Origin of the sequence: Povalibacter sp. (genome assembly GCF_036520495.1) — a bacterium.
Classification (GTDB): domain Bacteria; phylum Pseudomonadota; class Gammaproteobacteria; order Steroidobacterales; family Steroidobacteraceae; genus Steroidobacter.
In genome coordinates this window covers 19,029-34,113 of record NZ_DATDJO010000011.1, presented here as the reverse complement: position 1 = coordinate 34,113, position 15,085 = coordinate 19,029, and the positions used below count along the sequence as shown (strand labels likewise).

The 15,085-nt window shown below is 62.0% G+C and carries 15 protein-coding genes and 2 tRNA genes; 2 read left to right on the top strand and 15 right to left on the bottom strand.

The window, feature by feature from the left end; translation table 11 throughout:
• Positions 1-2: 2 nt before the first annotated feature.
• The 3 genes from VIZ63_RS03285 to VIZ63_RS03275 all read right to left on the bottom strand — a co-directional run bounded on the left by VIZ63_RS03285 (position 3) and on the right by VIZ63_RS03275 (position 5,724).
• Positions 3-2,906, bottom strand: a complete 2,904-nt coding sequence (locus VIZ63_RS03285; protein WP_331608071.1) for a 2-oxoglutarate dehydrogenase E1 component — start codon at positions 2,904-2,906, stop codon at positions 3-5.
• 255 nt (positions 2,907-3,161) lie between these two features.
• Complete coding sequence (locus VIZ63_RS03280) at positions 3,162-3,986, bottom strand: IclR family transcriptional regulator (RefSeq protein WP_331608070.1); 825 nt, start codon at positions 3,984-3,986, stop codon at positions 3,162-3,164.
• Positions 3,987-4,062: 76 nt separating this feature from the next.
• On the bottom strand, positions 4,063-5,724 hold the full coding sequence (locus tag VIZ63_RS03275) for a long-chain fatty acid--CoA ligase (protein WP_331608069.1): 1,662 nt from the start codon (positions 5,722-5,724) through the stop codon (positions 4,063-4,065).
• A 330-nt stretch (positions 5,725-6,054) separates the two neighbouring features.
• Here VIZ63_RS03275 and VIZ63_RS03270 point away from each other — a divergent pair, with 330 nt between their 5' ends.
• Together VIZ63_RS03270 and VIZ63_RS03265 are read left to right on the top strand one after the other, a co-directional pair.
• A complete protein-coding gene (locus VIZ63_RS03270) occupies positions 6,055-7,254 on the top strand; it encodes an acyl-CoA dehydrogenase family protein (protein WP_331608068.1) in 1,200 nt (399 codons plus the stop codon).
• A gap of 27 nt (positions 7,255-7,281) precedes the next feature.
• Complete coding sequence (locus tag VIZ63_RS03265; protein ID WP_331608067.1) at positions 7,282-8,421, top strand: acyl-CoA dehydrogenase; 1,140 nt, start codon at positions 7,282-7,284, stop codon at positions 8,419-8,421.
• Between the two features lie 106 nt (positions 8,422-8,527).
• Here VIZ63_RS03265 and VIZ63_RS03260 read toward each other — a convergent pair whose 3' ends face one another.
• The 12 genes from VIZ63_RS03260 to VIZ63_RS03205 form a co-directional block, all read right to left on the bottom strand.
• Positions 8,528-8,980, bottom strand: coding sequence for a CBS domain-containing protein (locus VIZ63_RS03260; RefSeq protein WP_331608066.1), 453 nt, complete (start codon positions 8,978-8,980; stop codon positions 8,528-8,530).
• 47 nt (positions 8,981-9,027) lie between these two features.
• Positions 9,028-9,240, bottom strand: a complete 213-nt coding sequence (locus tag VIZ63_RS03255) for a DUF2892 domain-containing protein (protein WP_331608065.1) — start codon at positions 9,238-9,240, stop codon at positions 9,028-9,030.
• A gap of 199 nt (positions 9,241-9,439) precedes the next feature.
• Complete coding sequence (locus VIZ63_RS03250) at positions 9,440-9,883, bottom strand: c-type cytochrome (RefSeq protein WP_331608064.1); 444 nt, start codon at positions 9,881-9,883, stop codon at positions 9,440-9,442.
• Positions 9,880-10,326, bottom strand: coding sequence for a cytochrome c (locus VIZ63_RS03245; RefSeq protein WP_331608063.1), 447 nt, complete (start codon positions 10,324-10,326; stop codon positions 9,880-9,882). Before VIZ63_RS03245 ends, VIZ63_RS03250 begins: the two co-directional genes overlap by 4 nt.
• Positions 10,327-10,610: 284 nt before the next feature.
• Positions 10,611-10,686, bottom strand: a tRNA-Arg gene (locus VIZ63_RS03240).
• Positions 10,687-10,705: 19 nt separating this feature from the next.
• A tRNA-Ala gene (locus tag VIZ63_RS03235) sits at positions 10,706-10,781 on the bottom strand.
• A gap of 56 nt (positions 10,782-10,837) precedes the next feature.
• Entirely contained in the window at positions 10,838-11,257 is a 420-nt protein-coding gene (locus VIZ63_RS03230; RefSeq protein ID WP_331608062.1) for a secondary thiamine-phosphate synthase enzyme YjbQ, read from the bottom strand.
• A 5-nt stretch (positions 11,258-11,262) separates the two neighbouring features.
• Entirely contained in the window at positions 11,263-11,817 is a 555-nt protein-coding gene (locus VIZ63_RS03225) for a phosphoglycerate mutase family protein (RefSeq protein WP_331608061.1), read from the bottom strand.
• 46 nt (positions 11,818-11,863) lie between these two features.
• On the bottom strand, positions 11,864-12,532 hold the full coding sequence (locus tag VIZ63_RS03220; protein WP_331608060.1) for an urease accessory protein UreF: 669 nt from the start codon (positions 12,530-12,532) through the stop codon (positions 11,864-11,866).
• 5 nt (positions 12,533-12,537) lie between these two features.
• Positions 12,538-13,020: an urease accessory protein UreE gene (ureE, locus tag VIZ63_RS03215; protein WP_331608059.1), complete on the bottom strand. Its 483-nt coding sequence runs from the start codon at positions 13,018-13,020 to the stop codon at positions 12,538-12,540.
• Positions 13,021-13,024: 4 nt separating this feature from the next.
• A complete protein-coding gene (gene ureC, locus VIZ63_RS03210) occupies positions 13,025-14,728 on the bottom strand; it encodes an urease subunit alpha (protein WP_331608058.1) in 1,704 nt (567 codons plus the stop codon).
• Complete coding sequence (locus tag VIZ63_RS03205; RefSeq protein ID WP_331608056.1) at positions 14,728-15,033, bottom strand: urease subunit beta; 306 nt, start codon at positions 15,031-15,033, stop codon at positions 14,728-14,730. Before VIZ63_RS03205 ends, ureC begins: the two co-directional genes overlap by 1 nt.
• Positions 15,034-15,085 lie beyond the last annotated feature (52 nt).

The following is a 15,085-nucleotide window of genomic DNA, read 5'->3' as shown; positions in this document are numbered from 1 at the left end:
AACTAGTTCTTCCTGTTGGCAGCGGCCTTCAGACGGGTGGTTTGCCGCAATGATTCTTCGGTACTGGTCGAACGCAGCGCTGCGTCCACGAGGCCCTGCTGCTGTTCGACATGCATCTTGAAAATGCCGGTCGCCGGCGCCGCTGCCGGTGCGCGACCCGCGTACAGCAACACATGATCTGGCGAGAGCGACTCCTGCAGGCGATGCCGGATCTGATACCAGGCGCCCTGGTTCTGCGGCTCCTCCTGACACCAGACGACCTCGCGCGCCGCGGAGTACTTGCGCAGGATGGCTGCGTACTCCTCGGCCGGGAACGGATAGAGCTGCTCGATACGCACCACCGCGACGTTGTGCACGCCATCGGAACGACGCGAGTCGAGCAGATCGAAGTACACCTTGCCCGAGCAGAACACGACGCGAGTGATCTTCGAGGGCTGAACCTCGTCGACTTCATCGATGACGTTGCGGAAGCTGCCCCGCGTCAGGTCTTCGAGCGAAGACACCGACATCTTGTGGCGCAGCAGGCTCTTCGGCGTCATGACGATGAGCGGCTTGCGGAACGGCTGCAGCATCTGTCGACGCAGCATGTGGAACATCTGTGCCGGCGTCGACGGGACGACGACCTGCATGTTCTGTTCGGCACAGAGTTGCAGGAAGCGCTCGAGACGGGCTGATGAATGCTCCGGACCCTGACCTTCATAGCCATGCGGCAGCATCAAGGTCAGGCCGCACAGACGACCCCACTTGGCTTCGCCTGAACTGATGAACTGATCGATGATGACCTGGGCGCCGTTGGCGAAGTCGCCGAACTGGCCTTCCCAGATGGTCAGACAGTTGGGTTCGGTGGTCGAGAAGCCGTACTCGAAGCCCATGACGGCTTCTTCCGAGAGCAGCGAATCGGTCACGCGGAAGTTCGGCTGACCCGGCGAGAGGTGTGCGAGCGGGATGTACCACTCGCCGCGCGTCTGATCGTGCCAGACAGCATGACGGTGGAAGAACGTGCCTCGACCGCTGTCCTGGCCGGTGATACGTACTTCGTAGCCCTCGGTCAGCAGTGTCGCGTACGCCATGTTTTCCGCATAGCCCCAGTCGAGCGGCATCTGGCCGGCCGTCATCTTCTCGCGGTTCTGCACGATGTTCGAAACCTGGCGATGCAGCGTGAAGTTCGACGGGAACGTCGTCAGCTTTTCGCCGAGTTCACGCAGCTTCTCGATGCGCACGCCGGTGGGAACCGCCTGGCTCCAGTCCGCATGCTGATACTTGGTCCAGTCCACGGTGTGCTTGTTGCCGATCATGCCGAGCGCGTGACTGATCGTGGGCTTGCCCTCGTCCAGCGTGCGGCGGTATTCCTCGACCATCGCGTCGGCTTCCGCCATCGAGATGACCTTCTCCGCCGTCAGCTTCTCTGCGTACTTCTGCCGCGTCGTCGCCTGTTGGCGGATCTGCTGGTACATCACAGGCTGTGTGGCTGCCGGCTCGTCGGCCTCGTTGTGACCACGACGGCGGTAGCAGACCAGATCGATCACGACGTCCTTGTGGAACGTCATGCGGTAGTCGAGCGCCAGCCGCGTCACGAACAGCACGGCATCGGGATCGTCGCCGTTCACGTGGAAAATCGGCGCTTCGATGATCTTGGCGACATCCGAGCAATACAGCGTCGAACGCGCGTCGCGCGGGTCGGAAATGGTGAAGCCGACCTGATTGTTGATGATCAGGTGCAAAGTGCCACCCGTGTAAAAACCGCGAGCCTGCGACAGCTGCAGCGTTTCCATTACGACACCCTGCCCTGCAAAGGCAGCGTCGCCGTGGATGAGGATCGGGACAACCTTGTCGCCCAGGGTGTCTTTGCGACGCTCCTGGCGCGAACGTACCGAGCCTTCGACCACCGGATTCACCACTTCGAGATGAGAAGGATTGAATGCGAGGCCCACATGGACGTTGCCGCCCGGCGTGCGGATGTCGGTCGAGAACCCCTTGTGGTACTTGACGTCGCCCGAGCCCTGCATGTGGTTGGTGTCATAGACACCTTCGAACTCGGAGAACATCACCTGCGGCGACTTGCCTACGACGTTCACGAGCACGTTGAGCCGGCCGCGATGCGCCATGCCGATGACCATCTCTTCGACGCCGCGCTGACCGCCTTGCTGAATCAGGTCCGCAAGCTGCGGGATCAGCGCATCGCCGCCTTCCAGCGAGAAGCGCTTCTGCGCCGGATACTTGGTCGCGAAATACAGTTCGAGACCTTCGGCAGCCGTCAGGTGGCGCAGTGTCGTCTTGCGCTCTTCCGCGCTGAAACGGTACTTGATGCGCCCTTCCTGGAAGCGATCCTGCAACCACAGGCGTTCCGCGGAATTCGACACGTGGGCAAATTCAGCGCCGACCGGGCCGCAATAGATGTAACGCAGCTGGGCAACGATGTCCCGCAGCTTCATGCGCTTCGGAATCGCGTCACTACGGCTGCCCGTATAGAACTCGGTATCGAAATCGGCGCTCGACAGGCCGAAATGCCCGAGTTCGAGAACTTCAGGCACCGGGCGCCGCATCAGACCCAGCGGATCGATGTCGGCCAGCAGGTGGCCCCGATTCGAATACACCTGCACGAGCCGCGCGACGGCTGCCTGTTTCACGGAAGCATCGGGCGCAGTCGCCACTGTTGCCGCAGATGAAACGGACCGATTCTGGCGCGCGCGCAGTGCGAGTGCGTCCCTGATCGGGCCGTGAGCCGTATCGCTGGCAGCCGCCAGCGAGCCGAAGTAGTCACGCCACTTCGCACTCACGGAGGCTGGATCGGCCAGATAGTCTTCGTAGAGGGATTCGATATACGGGGCATTTTCCGCCCCCAGAAGTGTATTCCGGGGCGAAGGGTCGAGCTTGGCTCGGCCAGAGTCGCTCTTAGAGTCGCTCATTGCGCTCGCAAGTTCCTGTTCCAACGGGGTAAATTTGCAGAAAAAACCTTGCAGTCAGGCCTGCAAAAGGGCGCGTAGTGTAGCTGAACCGTGCTGCACATGAGAATCGCGCAGCTACACAATATGGTGAATGGTTCACATAGCAAGCTGATTGAATCAGCAAACCCGGCAATTCGACCACGTGGAAAACAAAACGGCGCGCATCGAGCCGATGCGCGCCGTAACTGATCGAGGGGAAAATTCGTCGTCGCAGGATCAACGCGCCTGTCCGAGCCCCTCTTCGATCCGATGGATGATATCGATCAGGCGCGGACGCACTTCCGACATCAGATACTCCTCTGAGACCTTGAAGGCCGGCGCTCCGCAGTTGATCGCCATCGGCGGCAGACCATTGCCTGGACGAAAGCCGCAGGCGATGCCGTTCACGTCAGGCTGCCAGTCGCCGAACGAGCCGCAGACGCCGCTTTCACCGTACGTTGCCAGGGCCTTGTCGATGCCGTTCCTGATGTTCGGCCATGCCAGGTGGTCGAGTTCGCGAATCTGCTCCATGAGGTCCGCGCGCTCCGTGTCCGAGCACACCGACAGATAGGCGCGGCCGATGGCGGACGTCGCGAGCGGCAGGCGCATGCCCACTTCACCATTGAGCGACAGCACTGCATTGCCCTTGCAGACCTCGACATAGACCATGCTCAGGCGCTGCCTCGCACCGAGTGACACCGTGGTGCCGGTCAGATCCGCCAGTTCCTGCATCAGCGGACGCGCCAGATCGCGTACTTCGAAGCGGCTCAGCACCGCACTTCCCAGCGCCAGGGTTGCTGTACCGAGACGATACTTGCCGGATTCCTTCACATAGTGGAGGTAGCCGAGTTTCGTGAGCGTGTAAGTCAGCCGGGACACCGTCGACTTCGGCAGTCGGCAGCGCTCCGAAATATCCTGATTGCCCAACAGCCGGCTGCCGCTGCGGAAGCACGACAGCACATCGAGTCCGCGCGACAGCGCCGTGACGAAGTGCCGATCCTGCTTGCCGACATGGGGTCGGGGCGCCGTGGCTTGTGCGCCGGTCTGTGCCAGCCTGGTCATTTCCGATGCTCCTGTCGCCATAATGAGTTCGCCCTGGGTTTCAAGTGTCGATGATTCGATTCTTCCGGCCGCGTGCTCAGGCGTGCGCCATTTCCGCTTCCTGCAGCAACCGCCACTGCACCTTGCCGGTCGCCGACTTGGGCAAGGCGTCCACGAACTGGACGATGCGCGGATGTTTGTAGGTCGCCATGTTCTGGCGTGTCCATTCGATGATCTCCTCTTCGCTCACCGAGCCGCGATGGGTCGAGCGCAGCACGACGAGGGCTTTCACGGTCTCGCCACGATGAGCGTCCCTGGTCGCGATCACGCAGGCTTCCTGGATCGCCGGATGCTGGTACATCTGCGCCTCGATTTCGGCCGGCCAGACCTTGAAGCCTGAGGCATTGATCATCCGCTTGAGGCGATCGACCAGGAAGAAATAGCCCTCGTCATCCACATACCCCAGATCACCGGTGCGAAAGAATTTCCTGCCGTCGATCTCGATGAATGCATCGCGCGTCGCCGCCTCGTTGCGCCAGTAACCCTGAAAGACCTGCGGACCGTGCGTCACGATCTCGCCAACCTGGTTGGGCGGCAGTTCCTGCAGGGTTTCCGGATCGACGATGCGCGAATCGGTGTTGCACACCGGAATGCCGAGACACTGCCGCTTCGGTCGATCCGGCGGATTGATATGTGTCGGTGCAATCGTTTCGGTGAGCCCATAGCCTTCGATGTAGCCGGATCCGATCAATTGCTGCAGCCGTTCACCCACTGCCGCCGGCATGGCCGCCCCGCCGCCGGACACCTGCACCAGCGAGGACAGGTCGTAGTCGGGTAGCCGCGGATTCGCGAGGAAGTCGATCACCATCGTCGCTATGGCAGTCCACGACATCGGCTCGTAACGCTGAATGAGTTCCGCGGCGGTCTCACGATCCCAGCGACTCATTAGAATGATCGTGCTGCCCTGGAAGATCGGCCCGTTCATTCCTCCCTGCATGCTGGTCACGTGAAAGAACGGCAACACCACCAGCTGTGTCGAATCGGGCGTCGCGCTGAACCAGGCGCGGTTGACCAGCAGCGTGTGCATCACATTGGCGTGCGACAGCATGCAACCCTTGGGACGTCCGGTCGTGCCGGAGCTGTAAGGAATGACGCAGAGATCGTCCGGCCCCATGGTGAGCGGGCCCGGCAGCAACTTCTGAGCGAGTGCATCCGCCCACAGCGTGACGTTCCTGTCCTCGATCTTTTCGCGGGGAGCCGCCACCGCTTCTGGAATCCGCAGATCAGTGGGATGCGTAACGTAGTCGGAATACGCAGCGACGATGGCGTGGTCCACCGTGGTACCCACCAGCGGCCGCAACTGAGGAAATATCTCCTGCGCCACCAATGCAATCCGTGCGCCGCTGTCGTGCAGGTAATGCTCGAGTTCTGCGGTCACGCTCATGGGACTCACAGGCACCACGATCGCATTGGCCCGCAGAACTGCGTAGTAGGACACGATGAACTGCGGACTGTTTTGCATGACGAGCAACACGCGGTCGCCCTTCTTCACGCCGCATTGGTGCTCGAGGTAACCCGCCAGTCGCTCGGCCTGCGCGTGGAACTCACCATAGGTGAGTTCTGTGCCGTAGAAATTCATCAACGGCTTGTCTGGGAAACGCGCGGCGGACACTTCCGCGTTGTAGAACAAGTTCGTCGACGGCGCGGTGATGTTGCGCGCCAGGTGCCGCGGCCAGAATTCAAAGTGCTTTCGGGACATTCTCCCTGGACCCCTGGATCGATTGAACGCCGATCTTCTGTTGGTCGCAGCGCTTTAGAATTGTCGGCATGGATTCCACGCTGCGGTCTTTTGTTCCGCGCGGACGCTATCACACCTCTCCGTTCACAACCAAGATCTTCGACCATAAACAAGCGGCTAGACGCGAACGATGTCCAGAATGCCACGCGAAGACAGGGGCTGCGGCCTGAGTCCGGAGGATATTTGACAACTCAACCGGTTGCTAACTGCTCCGGCTGATCCCTATGATGCCGCCCACTAGGGAAATCTGTATTCCACACAGCGGTATTTACGCCACCAAGAGCGCATTCCATGGATCTGACTTTTACTGCCGATGAACTCGCTTTCCGCGATGAAGTACGGACCTTTCTCCGGGAACGGCTTCCCCAGGACATCGCGACCCGAGTCAAAAATGGCTTGCCCGTCCGGGCGGAGGACTACACCCGCTGGCAGCAAATCCTGCACAAGCAGGGCTGGGCAGCGCCAAGCTGGCCGAAGCAGTTCGGCGGCACAGGCTGGGGACCGGTGCAACTGCACATCTACGATGAGGAAGCATCGGCCGCCGGCGCACCTCGCACGATTCCGTTCGGCCTCAAGATGGTCGCGCCGGTCATCATGGCCTTCGGCAATCCGGCGCAGCAGCAACGCTTCCTGCCCCGGATCCTGAGCGGCGAAGACTGGTGGTGCCAGGGATACTCGGAACCTGGCGCAGGTTCGGATCTGGCCTCACTCAAGACACGCGCGGAGCGCCAGGGCGACCACTACATCGTCAATGGCCAGAAGACGTGGAATACCCTCGGTCAGCATGCGAACTGGATCTTCTGCCTGGTACGCAGCGATCCGAATGCGCCCAAGCAGCAGCAGGGAATTTCATTTCTGCTGATTGACATGAAGACACCGGGCATCACGGTGCGCCCCATCATCACGATGGATGGCGCACACGAAGTGAACGAAGTCTGGTTCGAGAACGTGAAGGTGCCGGTCGAGAATCGCATCGGCGAGGAAAACAAGGGCTGGACCTACGCGAAGTTCCTGCTCGGGCACGAACGCACGAACATCGCAGGCGTTGGCGCATCGAAGCGCGAACTGGGACGTCTCAAAGACATCGCCGCCAAGGAACACAAGAACGGCAAGCCACTCAGCGAAGATCCGCTCTTCGCAGCACGCATCGCCCAGGTCGAAGTCGACTTGATGGCGCTAGAGATCACCAACCTGCGTGCATTGTCGGCCGAAGCCGAGAAACGCGCGCCCGGCCCGGAAGCGTCCGTGCTGAAGATCAAGGGCACCGAGATCCAGCAGACGCTGACGGAACTGATGATGTACGCGGTCGGGCCGTACGCCCTGCCCTTCCATCGCGAATCGAGCGAGGAAGGTGATCTCAAGTCGGTCGCCGGCCCCGGATACGCCGCGCCGCTCGCAGCGACCTACTGCAACGCGCGCAAAGTCACCATCTACGGCGGCTCGAACGAGATCCAGCGCAACATCATTTCCCAGATGATCCTGGGACTCTGACGACTGGCCGGACTGCAAGGGAACATCATGGATTTCAATTTCAGCGAAGAACAGCAACTCCTGGCCGACACCGTGCGGCGCTTCGTGCGTGAAAGCTATGCCTTCGAGACTCGTCGGGAAATTCTCAAATCGACACAAGGCTGGAGCCGCGATACCTGGAACGAACTTGCCGGCCTTGGCCTGACGGCACTCAACGTTCCGGAAGCGCACGGCGGCCTGAACGCCGGACCGGTCGATACCATGCTGGTGATGAATGTGTTCGGCGAGGGACTGCTGGTCGAACCATTTCTGGGTGCGGCCGTGTTCACGCCGGCATTGCTCACACGCTTGAGCGACGAGAAAGCCGCCGCGGACCTCTTCCCCGTCATTGCCTCCGGCGAGCGCATCGTCATCGTTGCACACCAGGAACCGCAGACGCGCGGCGCCATCGATCATCTCGCCACTCGCGCGGAAAAGAGCGGCGATGGCTATGTCCTGGATGGACTCAAAAGCGTCATCGCTCATGGTGGCGCCGCGGACGAACTGCTCATCACGGCGCGCACCAGCAGCCAGACCCGCGACGCGGACGGCATGTCCGTCTTCCGTGTGGACCCGACGTCCGCCGGTGTCACCGTGAACAGCTATCGGACATTCGATGGTCAGAGCGCCGCAGACATCGAGCTCAAAGCCGTCAAAGTCCCGGCCGGCAATCTCATCGGCGTGGCCGGCCAGGCATTCGCAGCCATCGAAGGCGCTTACGAAGTCACCATCAGCGCGTTGTGCGCCGAGGCCGTAGGCATCATGAAAGCCGTGAACGCCGCGACGCTCGACTACACCAAGTCCCGCAAGCAGTTCGGACAGCCGATCGCCAAATTCCAGGTCCTGCAGCACCGCATGGCCGACATGTTCCTGCAAAGCGAACAGGCGCTGTCCATGAGCTATCTGGCTGCGATCAAGTGCACTGATCCCGATGCCAGCGAGCGCAAGCGTGCCTTGTCCGCCGCCAAGGTCATCATCGGACAGGCAGGACGCTTCGTGGGTCAGCAGGCGATCCAGTTGCACGGCGGCATGGGCATGACCGACGAGTTGATGGTCAGCCACCACTTCAAGCGCCTGACAGCGATCGACCTGACGTTCGGCGACGCCGATTTCCATCTGGAACGTTTCGCGGCAACGCCCGCAGCCTGACGTTTTTTCTTCACGCGCCGCCCACACACGGTGACCGCGGCGAGGTACGCGCTACGCTGTCAATCGGGAGCGTAGTGCTGATTCGGACGCACGGCCGCCGTTTGCTTCAACTCGACTTCGCCCGCCACTCCTGCCGCTGCCCGCTCTTGATCGAGCCGGCCACTTCGCCAAGCAGATTGGCGAGCAGGTCGATCACGTCGTCGAGCGCCATGATGCCCGTCAGAGCCCCGCGAGAATCGACGACCGGCACGCGGCGCAGGCCAGACTGGCGCATCGCCTGCACCAAGTCGCCGAGCTCGTCGTTCTCGTTGGCGATCAGCGGTTGATGTGTCATCGCATCGCCGATCGTCACCGAATGCGGATCAACATCCCGGGCGGTCACCTGCAGCACGATGTCACGATCTGTCAGCACCCCGACGGGTTTGCGCAGCGTATCGCCCTCATTGAATACGACGAGGAAGCCGACATGCTTTTCGCGCATCAGCCTGGCTGCCGCGGCAACGTCCTCCTTGCCGCTGATGGCGACTACACCGCGTCGGCAATACTGTTCGATCTGCATCGTTGGTCTCCTTCAATTGCGGGAAGGCAGAGCAACCTGCCCTCGTGTCAGCGCCGGTAATGCCGTTCGCCGCTACCTCGGGTATCGATGCCCATCAGGCTGTACAGGGGACAACTACCCACGAACGCCGTGAGCAGCGGAACGAAACCGAGCAGACCCCACCAGCGTGTCGCCGACGGCGTGAACAGCAGGAACCCGAACAAACCAAGGCCGAGCAGAATGCGAACTGCGCCGTCCGTACTACCGATGTTCTGTTTCATAACGGACTGCCTCGTCGCCACACTGCGGATGAAGTGTTTCGCAAACGGGCAGGCCAGCGAATGCGGAGATCCGCTTAAGGGCTCAGGGGCATCTGCAATGACGCAGGCTTTTCAGGCGTCGCGTCGGTTCTCCCGGGCGAGTCATGTGGTTTTCTGCTACCCGCGCAACGAGGGTGCGCTACCTTCTGTAGGAACCGGCTCAGGGTCGCGTTTGCTGATCGCCAGCGTCCGGACGCTGCAAAAGCCACACATAGTCCGCCAGACGCAGCGTGATGGTCCGCGTGGCCGCTTCCGCATCGGGATCGCCGATGCGCAGGCGACCGAAGTCCTCGCCCCAGACGGGCATCGTGCGTGTGCCGTGCGCACCGAGGATATGGCGACCGTCGATGATCCGCTCCACCAGGTCGCGCGGATACGTGCCGCCGTGACGACGCGCAATCAGCGTGAGATCCGGCACTTCGATGGCGAAGGAGTCGGACACCGGTCCATCGCCGCGTCCCTTGACGCCATGACAGGCGACGCAGTATCTCTCATAGAGCTGTTTGCCGGACAACGTGACGAGATCGTCCGCTGCCGGTGTCGCAGCCGCATAAGCGAGCACCAGACTGGTCAACGCGAGCGATTGCAACCAGCGCCGCATCATGAACGTTGCACCGACTTCAGGTAGGCCACGAGGCGGTCGATCATGGAGTCCACATGCTCCCGCTCGCCCGCGGCATTCGGCGAAGACATATCGAAAAGCTGCCAACCCCAGACCGGCATATCGCGCTGCCCATGCGCCCGGCGATCCCAGCGTCCGTCGATCGCCCGCCGCACGTCCTCCGTCGGAAACTCGCCGCCGTCGCGACGCGCGAGCAGGGTCAGATCCGGTACGCCGGTCTTGAGCAATGGCGCTACCGGACCGTCGCCGCGTGCCATGGGGCCGTGGCAGCTGGAGCACAGCCGCTCGTAAAGCTCCACCCCGCTCAACGGTCTCCCGGAATCATCATCGACCGGTGTGCTGCGGCATCCGGTCAGGCACATCGCCGCGATCGCAACCGCGACCGCTGGGCGGAGGATGCGCGAATCGAGCTCGACCTTGGTCATGCCTGGGCTCCCATTCGAAGCTTCCCTGGAAGAATCACGGCGATGATGGATCACCCGGCGGACTGGCATTACGCGTGCGATGCTGCCAGTTCGCATGGTGCCGGGCAGCAAGGATCACATTCCCTTGCCTCGGCGGCGACCGGGAATGCCCGAGACGAGTTACGTGGATGACCGGAACCGGTGCGCAGCCCCGCGTCGAGGCGCGACGCGGTATTTCATCGGCTGCGATGCAAGGTGGTGCGCGCAAGAGTGGTCGCGACGATGTTCCATCCTTCGATGGGTAGTGGCGCCCCGGGCAGGAATCGAACCTGCGACCTGTCGCTTAGGAGGCGACCGCTCTATCCACTGGGCTACCGGGGCGGCGATTCGAGAAGGAAGTTGGTGGAGCTGGGGGGGATCGAACCCCCGACCTCGTCATTGCGAACGACGCGCTCTCCCAGCTGAGCTACAGCCCCACCGATGACGAGAGGCGGCGAATTGTAGCATCGAGGTCCCAACTGGCAAGCCACGATCAGGGGTCGCCCATCACGGTTACGATCAGTTCGCGGCTGTGTCGCGCGTGTCGATGCTCCCACAGATAAAGCCCCTGCCAGGTACCCAGCATCAGGCGGCCATCGGTTACGGGCACTGACACACTCGTGTTCGTCAGCACGCTGCGTATATGCGCAGGCATGTCGTCCGGACCCTCCGCATCGTGTTCGTAGTCCGGACTGCCATCGGGCGCGATGCGCTGCATGAAGCGTTCGAGATCACGCTGCACGGCAGGATCGGCGTTCTCCGAGATCATGAGCGAGGCGCTCGTGTGCTGGATGAACAGATTGCAGATCCCTTCGCGAATCCCGGAGCTGCGGACGAGTTTCGCCACAGCCTCGGTCAGCGGCTCGAAACTGCGACCGCGGGTCTGCAGTCGGAGTATTTCGCGAACGATCATAGCGGTCAGTAACGCAGCCGCATGACCTTGGTCTTCGAGATCTGCGGCACGAACAGGATGAACATGGCGTCGTATTCGTCCTCGCGCAGTTCGACCTGCTGGCCGCTCAGTGCCTCGACCAGAGCCGGAATGGTATTGGTGTTACCGGATACGAGGACGTATTCCCCGCGGTGGCCCCGCAAAATGCGTTTCGGCAATTCGTTCCAGCGTGCCGAGGGCACGACGCTCAACGGCAGGGCGAGCGTCTCCGCCAGAGGCGTCACGGTCTGCTGCGTTCGCTTCAACTCGGACGCAAAAATCGCATCGAGACCGCGCACCGGACGCGCCTGCGACAGCATCTTCGCCAGTCTCGCGGCACGCTCACGTCCATCGATACTCAGTCCCGGATCGGGATCGGCCCCCACCTCGGTTTCCGCATGGCGCACGACCACCACCACGGTCGTCGCCCGGGCATCGAACAGCCAGGCGGCCGCCGCGACGACGGCAATGAATACCAGAAGAGGGAAAATCAGCGGGAAGAAGAACGGGCGGCGACGTAGCTTTTCCAGATCTTGATTCATCGTCCGATCATAGCATTGACGATGATTTCACCGCGGTACGCGCGGTTCACGAACGGAACAGCCGCGTGTACTGGGTTTCATGTCGCGCACTCGCGACCGACTGCATCACCGAACAATAGCCGATGTCTTCGTCCCGCAACGACAGTGCCCGTTCGCCGGCCGCGGCCAGCTGGGGAATCAACGCATGCAGAATGCGCTGGCCCGCGCTCTGTCCGAGCGGCACCAGCTTGACGGCCGCTAGCACCTGATTCTCGGTCCAGGCCCAGGCATACGCCTGCAACGCATCCTCCGCGCTCACACCCCAGCAATAACAAGCCGCCGCGAAAACCGCTGCGTATCCCGGCTTGTCGGGCACATGGTCCAACGCCTGCGGATCGATCTCGCGCAGAATCTTGACCAGCGCCGGTCCCATGTGACGATCCTCTGCCCGCAGTTCCGCGGTTTCGCGCGCCGCGATCAGCATGGCATTCCAACGCGACACATCGGCGGGACTCTTGTGCTGATAAGCCTGAAGCAGGCGCGCCAGCACGGGAAGATCGAGCAATCCCAGCGACCCCACTGCAAGCCCGCCGATCCAATCGAGCGTGCTCGTCTCGTCGTGCACCCACCCCGCTTCGATTGCGTATTCGAGTCCTTGTGAAAAATGAAATGCGCCGATCGGCAAGGCTGGACTGGCCAGGTGCAGTAAACGCAGCAAGCGCAAATCAGCGGACATGGCGCTCAATCGTGAGCGCGAGCGACACCACGGATGATGGCGTGTTGCGAACCGGGTTCGTGGGAGTGTGCTCCGTAGGCGCCCGCCTCCGGTTCGAACGGCGCGAGTTCGACATCGACCGACAATCCCAGGCCGCGCACCATGTCATCGAGCACGTAGTCATTCTGATAGCGCAGCCAGCCGGCACCGATCTGCAGCGCGATATGACGGTTCCCCAGGTGGTACGCGGCACGCAGCAGCTGCAGCGGATCGGCCGAGCGGACCGTCGAAACGGTTTCGGGAGCCGCAATGACTTCAACGATGCGCCCATCGTCGCACACGAGTTGATCGCCGCCGCGCAGGACCGAACCGCGCTCCAGGAACAAACCGATTTCCTCGCCATTGTCGAGCGTCGTGCGCAGCCGGCTCTTGCTGCGCTGATCGAACGGCAAGGACAGATACCGCTCGGCGTTGCGTTTGTCGGGAATTTTTGTCGATGCACTCAGCATGTGATCAGAAGAGGAAGTAGCGTTGAGTCAGAGGCAGCGTCGCCGCGGGCTCGCAGGTCAGCAACTGACCGTCGGCGCGAACCTGGTAGGTCTGGGAATCTACTTCGATCCGGGGCTGGTAGTCATTCAGAATCAAGTCGCGCTTGCGCAGCTGGCGCGTGCCCCGGACCGCCACGAGTCGCTTGCTCAGACCCAGACGTTGCGCCAGGCCGCCATCGAGCCCGGCTTGCGACACGAAACTCACGGAGGTCGCAGCACGGGCACCACCGAGCGCGCCGAACATCGGCCGATAGTGCACCGGCTGCGGCGTGGGAATCGACGCGTTCGGATCGCCCATCGGTGCGGCCACGATCATGCCTCCCTTGATGATCATCGCCGTCTTCGCGCCGAAGAACGCCGGCTTCCACAGTACGATATCCGCCAGCTTGCCAACTTCTAGAGAGCCCACTTCGTGGGCGATACCATGCGTGATCGCCGGATTGATCGCGTACTTGGCAACATAGCGACGCACGCGGAAATTGTCGTTACGCGCGGTGTCTTCGGGCAGCGCACCACGCTGCACTTTCATCTTGTGCGCCGTCTGCCAGGTCCGCGTAATGACTTCGCCGATGCGACCCATCGCCTGCGAGTCGGACGAGATCATGGAGAAAGCACCGAGATCGTGCAGGATGTCCTCGGCTGCGATGGTTTCGCGACGGATGCGAGACTCGGCGAAGGCCACATCCTCGGCGATGCCCGGATCGAGGTGATGACACACCATCAGCATGTCGAGATGTTCATCGACCGTGTTCAGCGTGTACGGCCGCGTCGGGTTCGTCGACGACGGCAGCACGTTCGCTTCGCCGCAGGCGCGGATGATGTCCGGCGCATGTCCACCGCCCGCACCTTCCGTGTGATAGGTGTGGATCGTCCGTCCCTTGAAGGCTGCGAGCGTGTCTTCGAGGAAGCCGGATTCGTTCAGCGTATCGGTGTGAATGGCCACCTGCACGTCGTACTTGTCCGCCACAGACAGGCAGGCATCGATCGCCGCGGGTGTCGTTCCCCAGTCTTCGTGCAGCTTGAGTCCCATCACGCCCGCCTCGACCTGTTCGGCAATCGGCGCATGCAGGCTCGCATTGCCTTTGCCCAGCAGACCGAAGTTGATGGGCAACTCGTCGATGGCCTGGTACATGCGCTCGATATGCCAGGGACCGGGCGTGCAGGTCGTTGCGCTCGTGCCCGCTGCCGGGCCGGTGCCGCCGCCGATCATCGTCGTGATGCCGGCCATCATCGCTTCTTCGACCTGTTGGGGGCAGATGAAGTGAATGTGGGCGTCGATGGCGCCGGGCGTCGCGATCAGTCCCTCACCTGCGATGACTTCCGTGCCAGCGCCGATCACGATATCGACGCCTGGTTGCACGTCCGGATTACCGCCCTTGCCGATGCCGACGATGCGACCGTTCTTGAGGCCGATGTCGGCCTTGACGATGCCCCAGTGATCGACGATCAGCGCATTCGTGATGATCGTGTCGACGACGTCGGCCGCAACACGCTGGCTTTGCCCCATGCCATCGCGGATCACCTTGCCGCCGCCGAACTTCACTTCTTCGCCGTAGATGGTGAGGTCGCGTTCGACTTCGATGATCAATTCGGTATCAGCAAGGCGCACGCGATCGCCGACGGTCGGCCCGTACATCTCGGCATAGGCGCGTCGCCCGATCTTCGCCATCACAGCTTCCCCATGATTTTCTGCGCGAACCCAAACACGGCGCGATCGCCTGCGTACGCCACCAGCTCCACTTCGCGCTCCTGTCCCGGCTCGAAGCGCACCGCGGTGCCCGCAGCGATGTTGAGACGAAAGCCACGCGCCGCGGCACGGTCGAATCGCAGTGCGCCGTTGGTTTCGAAGAAGTGATAGTGCGATCCCACCTGGATCGGACGATCGCCCGTATTCGCGACCTTGACCCGCACCGTCGGCCGACCGACGTTGATCTCGATCTCGCCGGCTTCTGTAAATACTTCGCCTGGAATCATGTGGACCTCTGCGAGCCGAAAGAACAATGGCCGCAAAAAGGCGCAAAAAATA

Coding starts and splice junctions, on each gene's coding strand:
- VIZ63_RS03285 (WP_331608071.1), bottom strand. CDS start 2,906: ATGAGCGACTCTAAGAGCGACTCTGGCCGAGCCAAGCTCGACCCTTCG.
- VIZ63_RS03280 (WP_331608070.1), bottom strand. CDS start 3,986: ATGACCAGGCTGGCACAGACCGGCGCACAAGCCACGGCGCCCCGACCC.
- VIZ63_RS03275 (WP_331608069.1), bottom strand. CDS start 5,724: ATGTCCCGAAAGCACTTTGAATTCTGGCCGCGGCACCTGGCGCGCAAC.
- VIZ63_RS03270 (WP_331608068.1), top strand. CDS start 6,055: ATGGATCTGACTTTTACTGCCGATGAACTCGCTTTCCGCGATGAAGTA.
- VIZ63_RS03265 (WP_331608067.1), top strand. CDS start 7,282: ATGGATTTCAATTTCAGCGAAGAACAGCAACTCCTGGCCGACACCGTG.
- VIZ63_RS03260 (WP_331608066.1), bottom strand. CDS start 8,980: ATGCAGATCGAACAGTATTGCCGACGCGGTGTAGTCGCCATCAGCGGC.
- VIZ63_RS03255 (WP_331608065.1), bottom strand. CDS start 9,240: ATGAAACAGAACATCGGTAGTACGGACGGCGCAGTTCGCATTCTGCTC.
- VIZ63_RS03250 (WP_331608064.1), bottom strand. CDS start 9,883: ATGATGCGGCGCTGGTTGCAATCGCTCGCGTTGACCAGTCTGGTGCTC.
- VIZ63_RS03245 (WP_331608063.1), bottom strand. CDS start 10,326: ATGACCAAGGTCGAGCTCGATTCGCGCATCCTCCGCCCAGCGGTCGCG.
- VIZ63_RS03230 (WP_331608062.1), bottom strand. CDS start 11,257: ATGATCGTTCGCGAAATACTCCGACTGCAGACCCGCGGTCGCAGTTTC.
- VIZ63_RS03225 (WP_331608061.1), bottom strand. CDS start 11,817: ATGAATCAAGATCTGGAAAAGCTACGTCGCCGCCCGTTCTTCTTCCCG.
- VIZ63_RS03220 (WP_331608060.1), bottom strand. CDS start 12,532: ATGTCCGCTGATTTGCGCTTGCTGCGTTTACTGCACCTGGCCAGTCCA.
- ureE (WP_331608059.1), bottom strand. CDS start 13,020: ATGCTGAGTGCATCGACAAAAATTCCCGACAAACGCAACGCCGAGCGG.
- ureC (WP_331608058.1), bottom strand. CDS start 14,728: ATGGCGAAGATCGGGCGACGCGCCTATGCCGAGATGTACGGGCCGACC.
- VIZ63_RS03205 (WP_331608056.1), bottom strand. CDS start 15,033: ATGATTCCAGGCGAAGTATTTACAGAAGCCGGCGAGATCGAGATCAAC.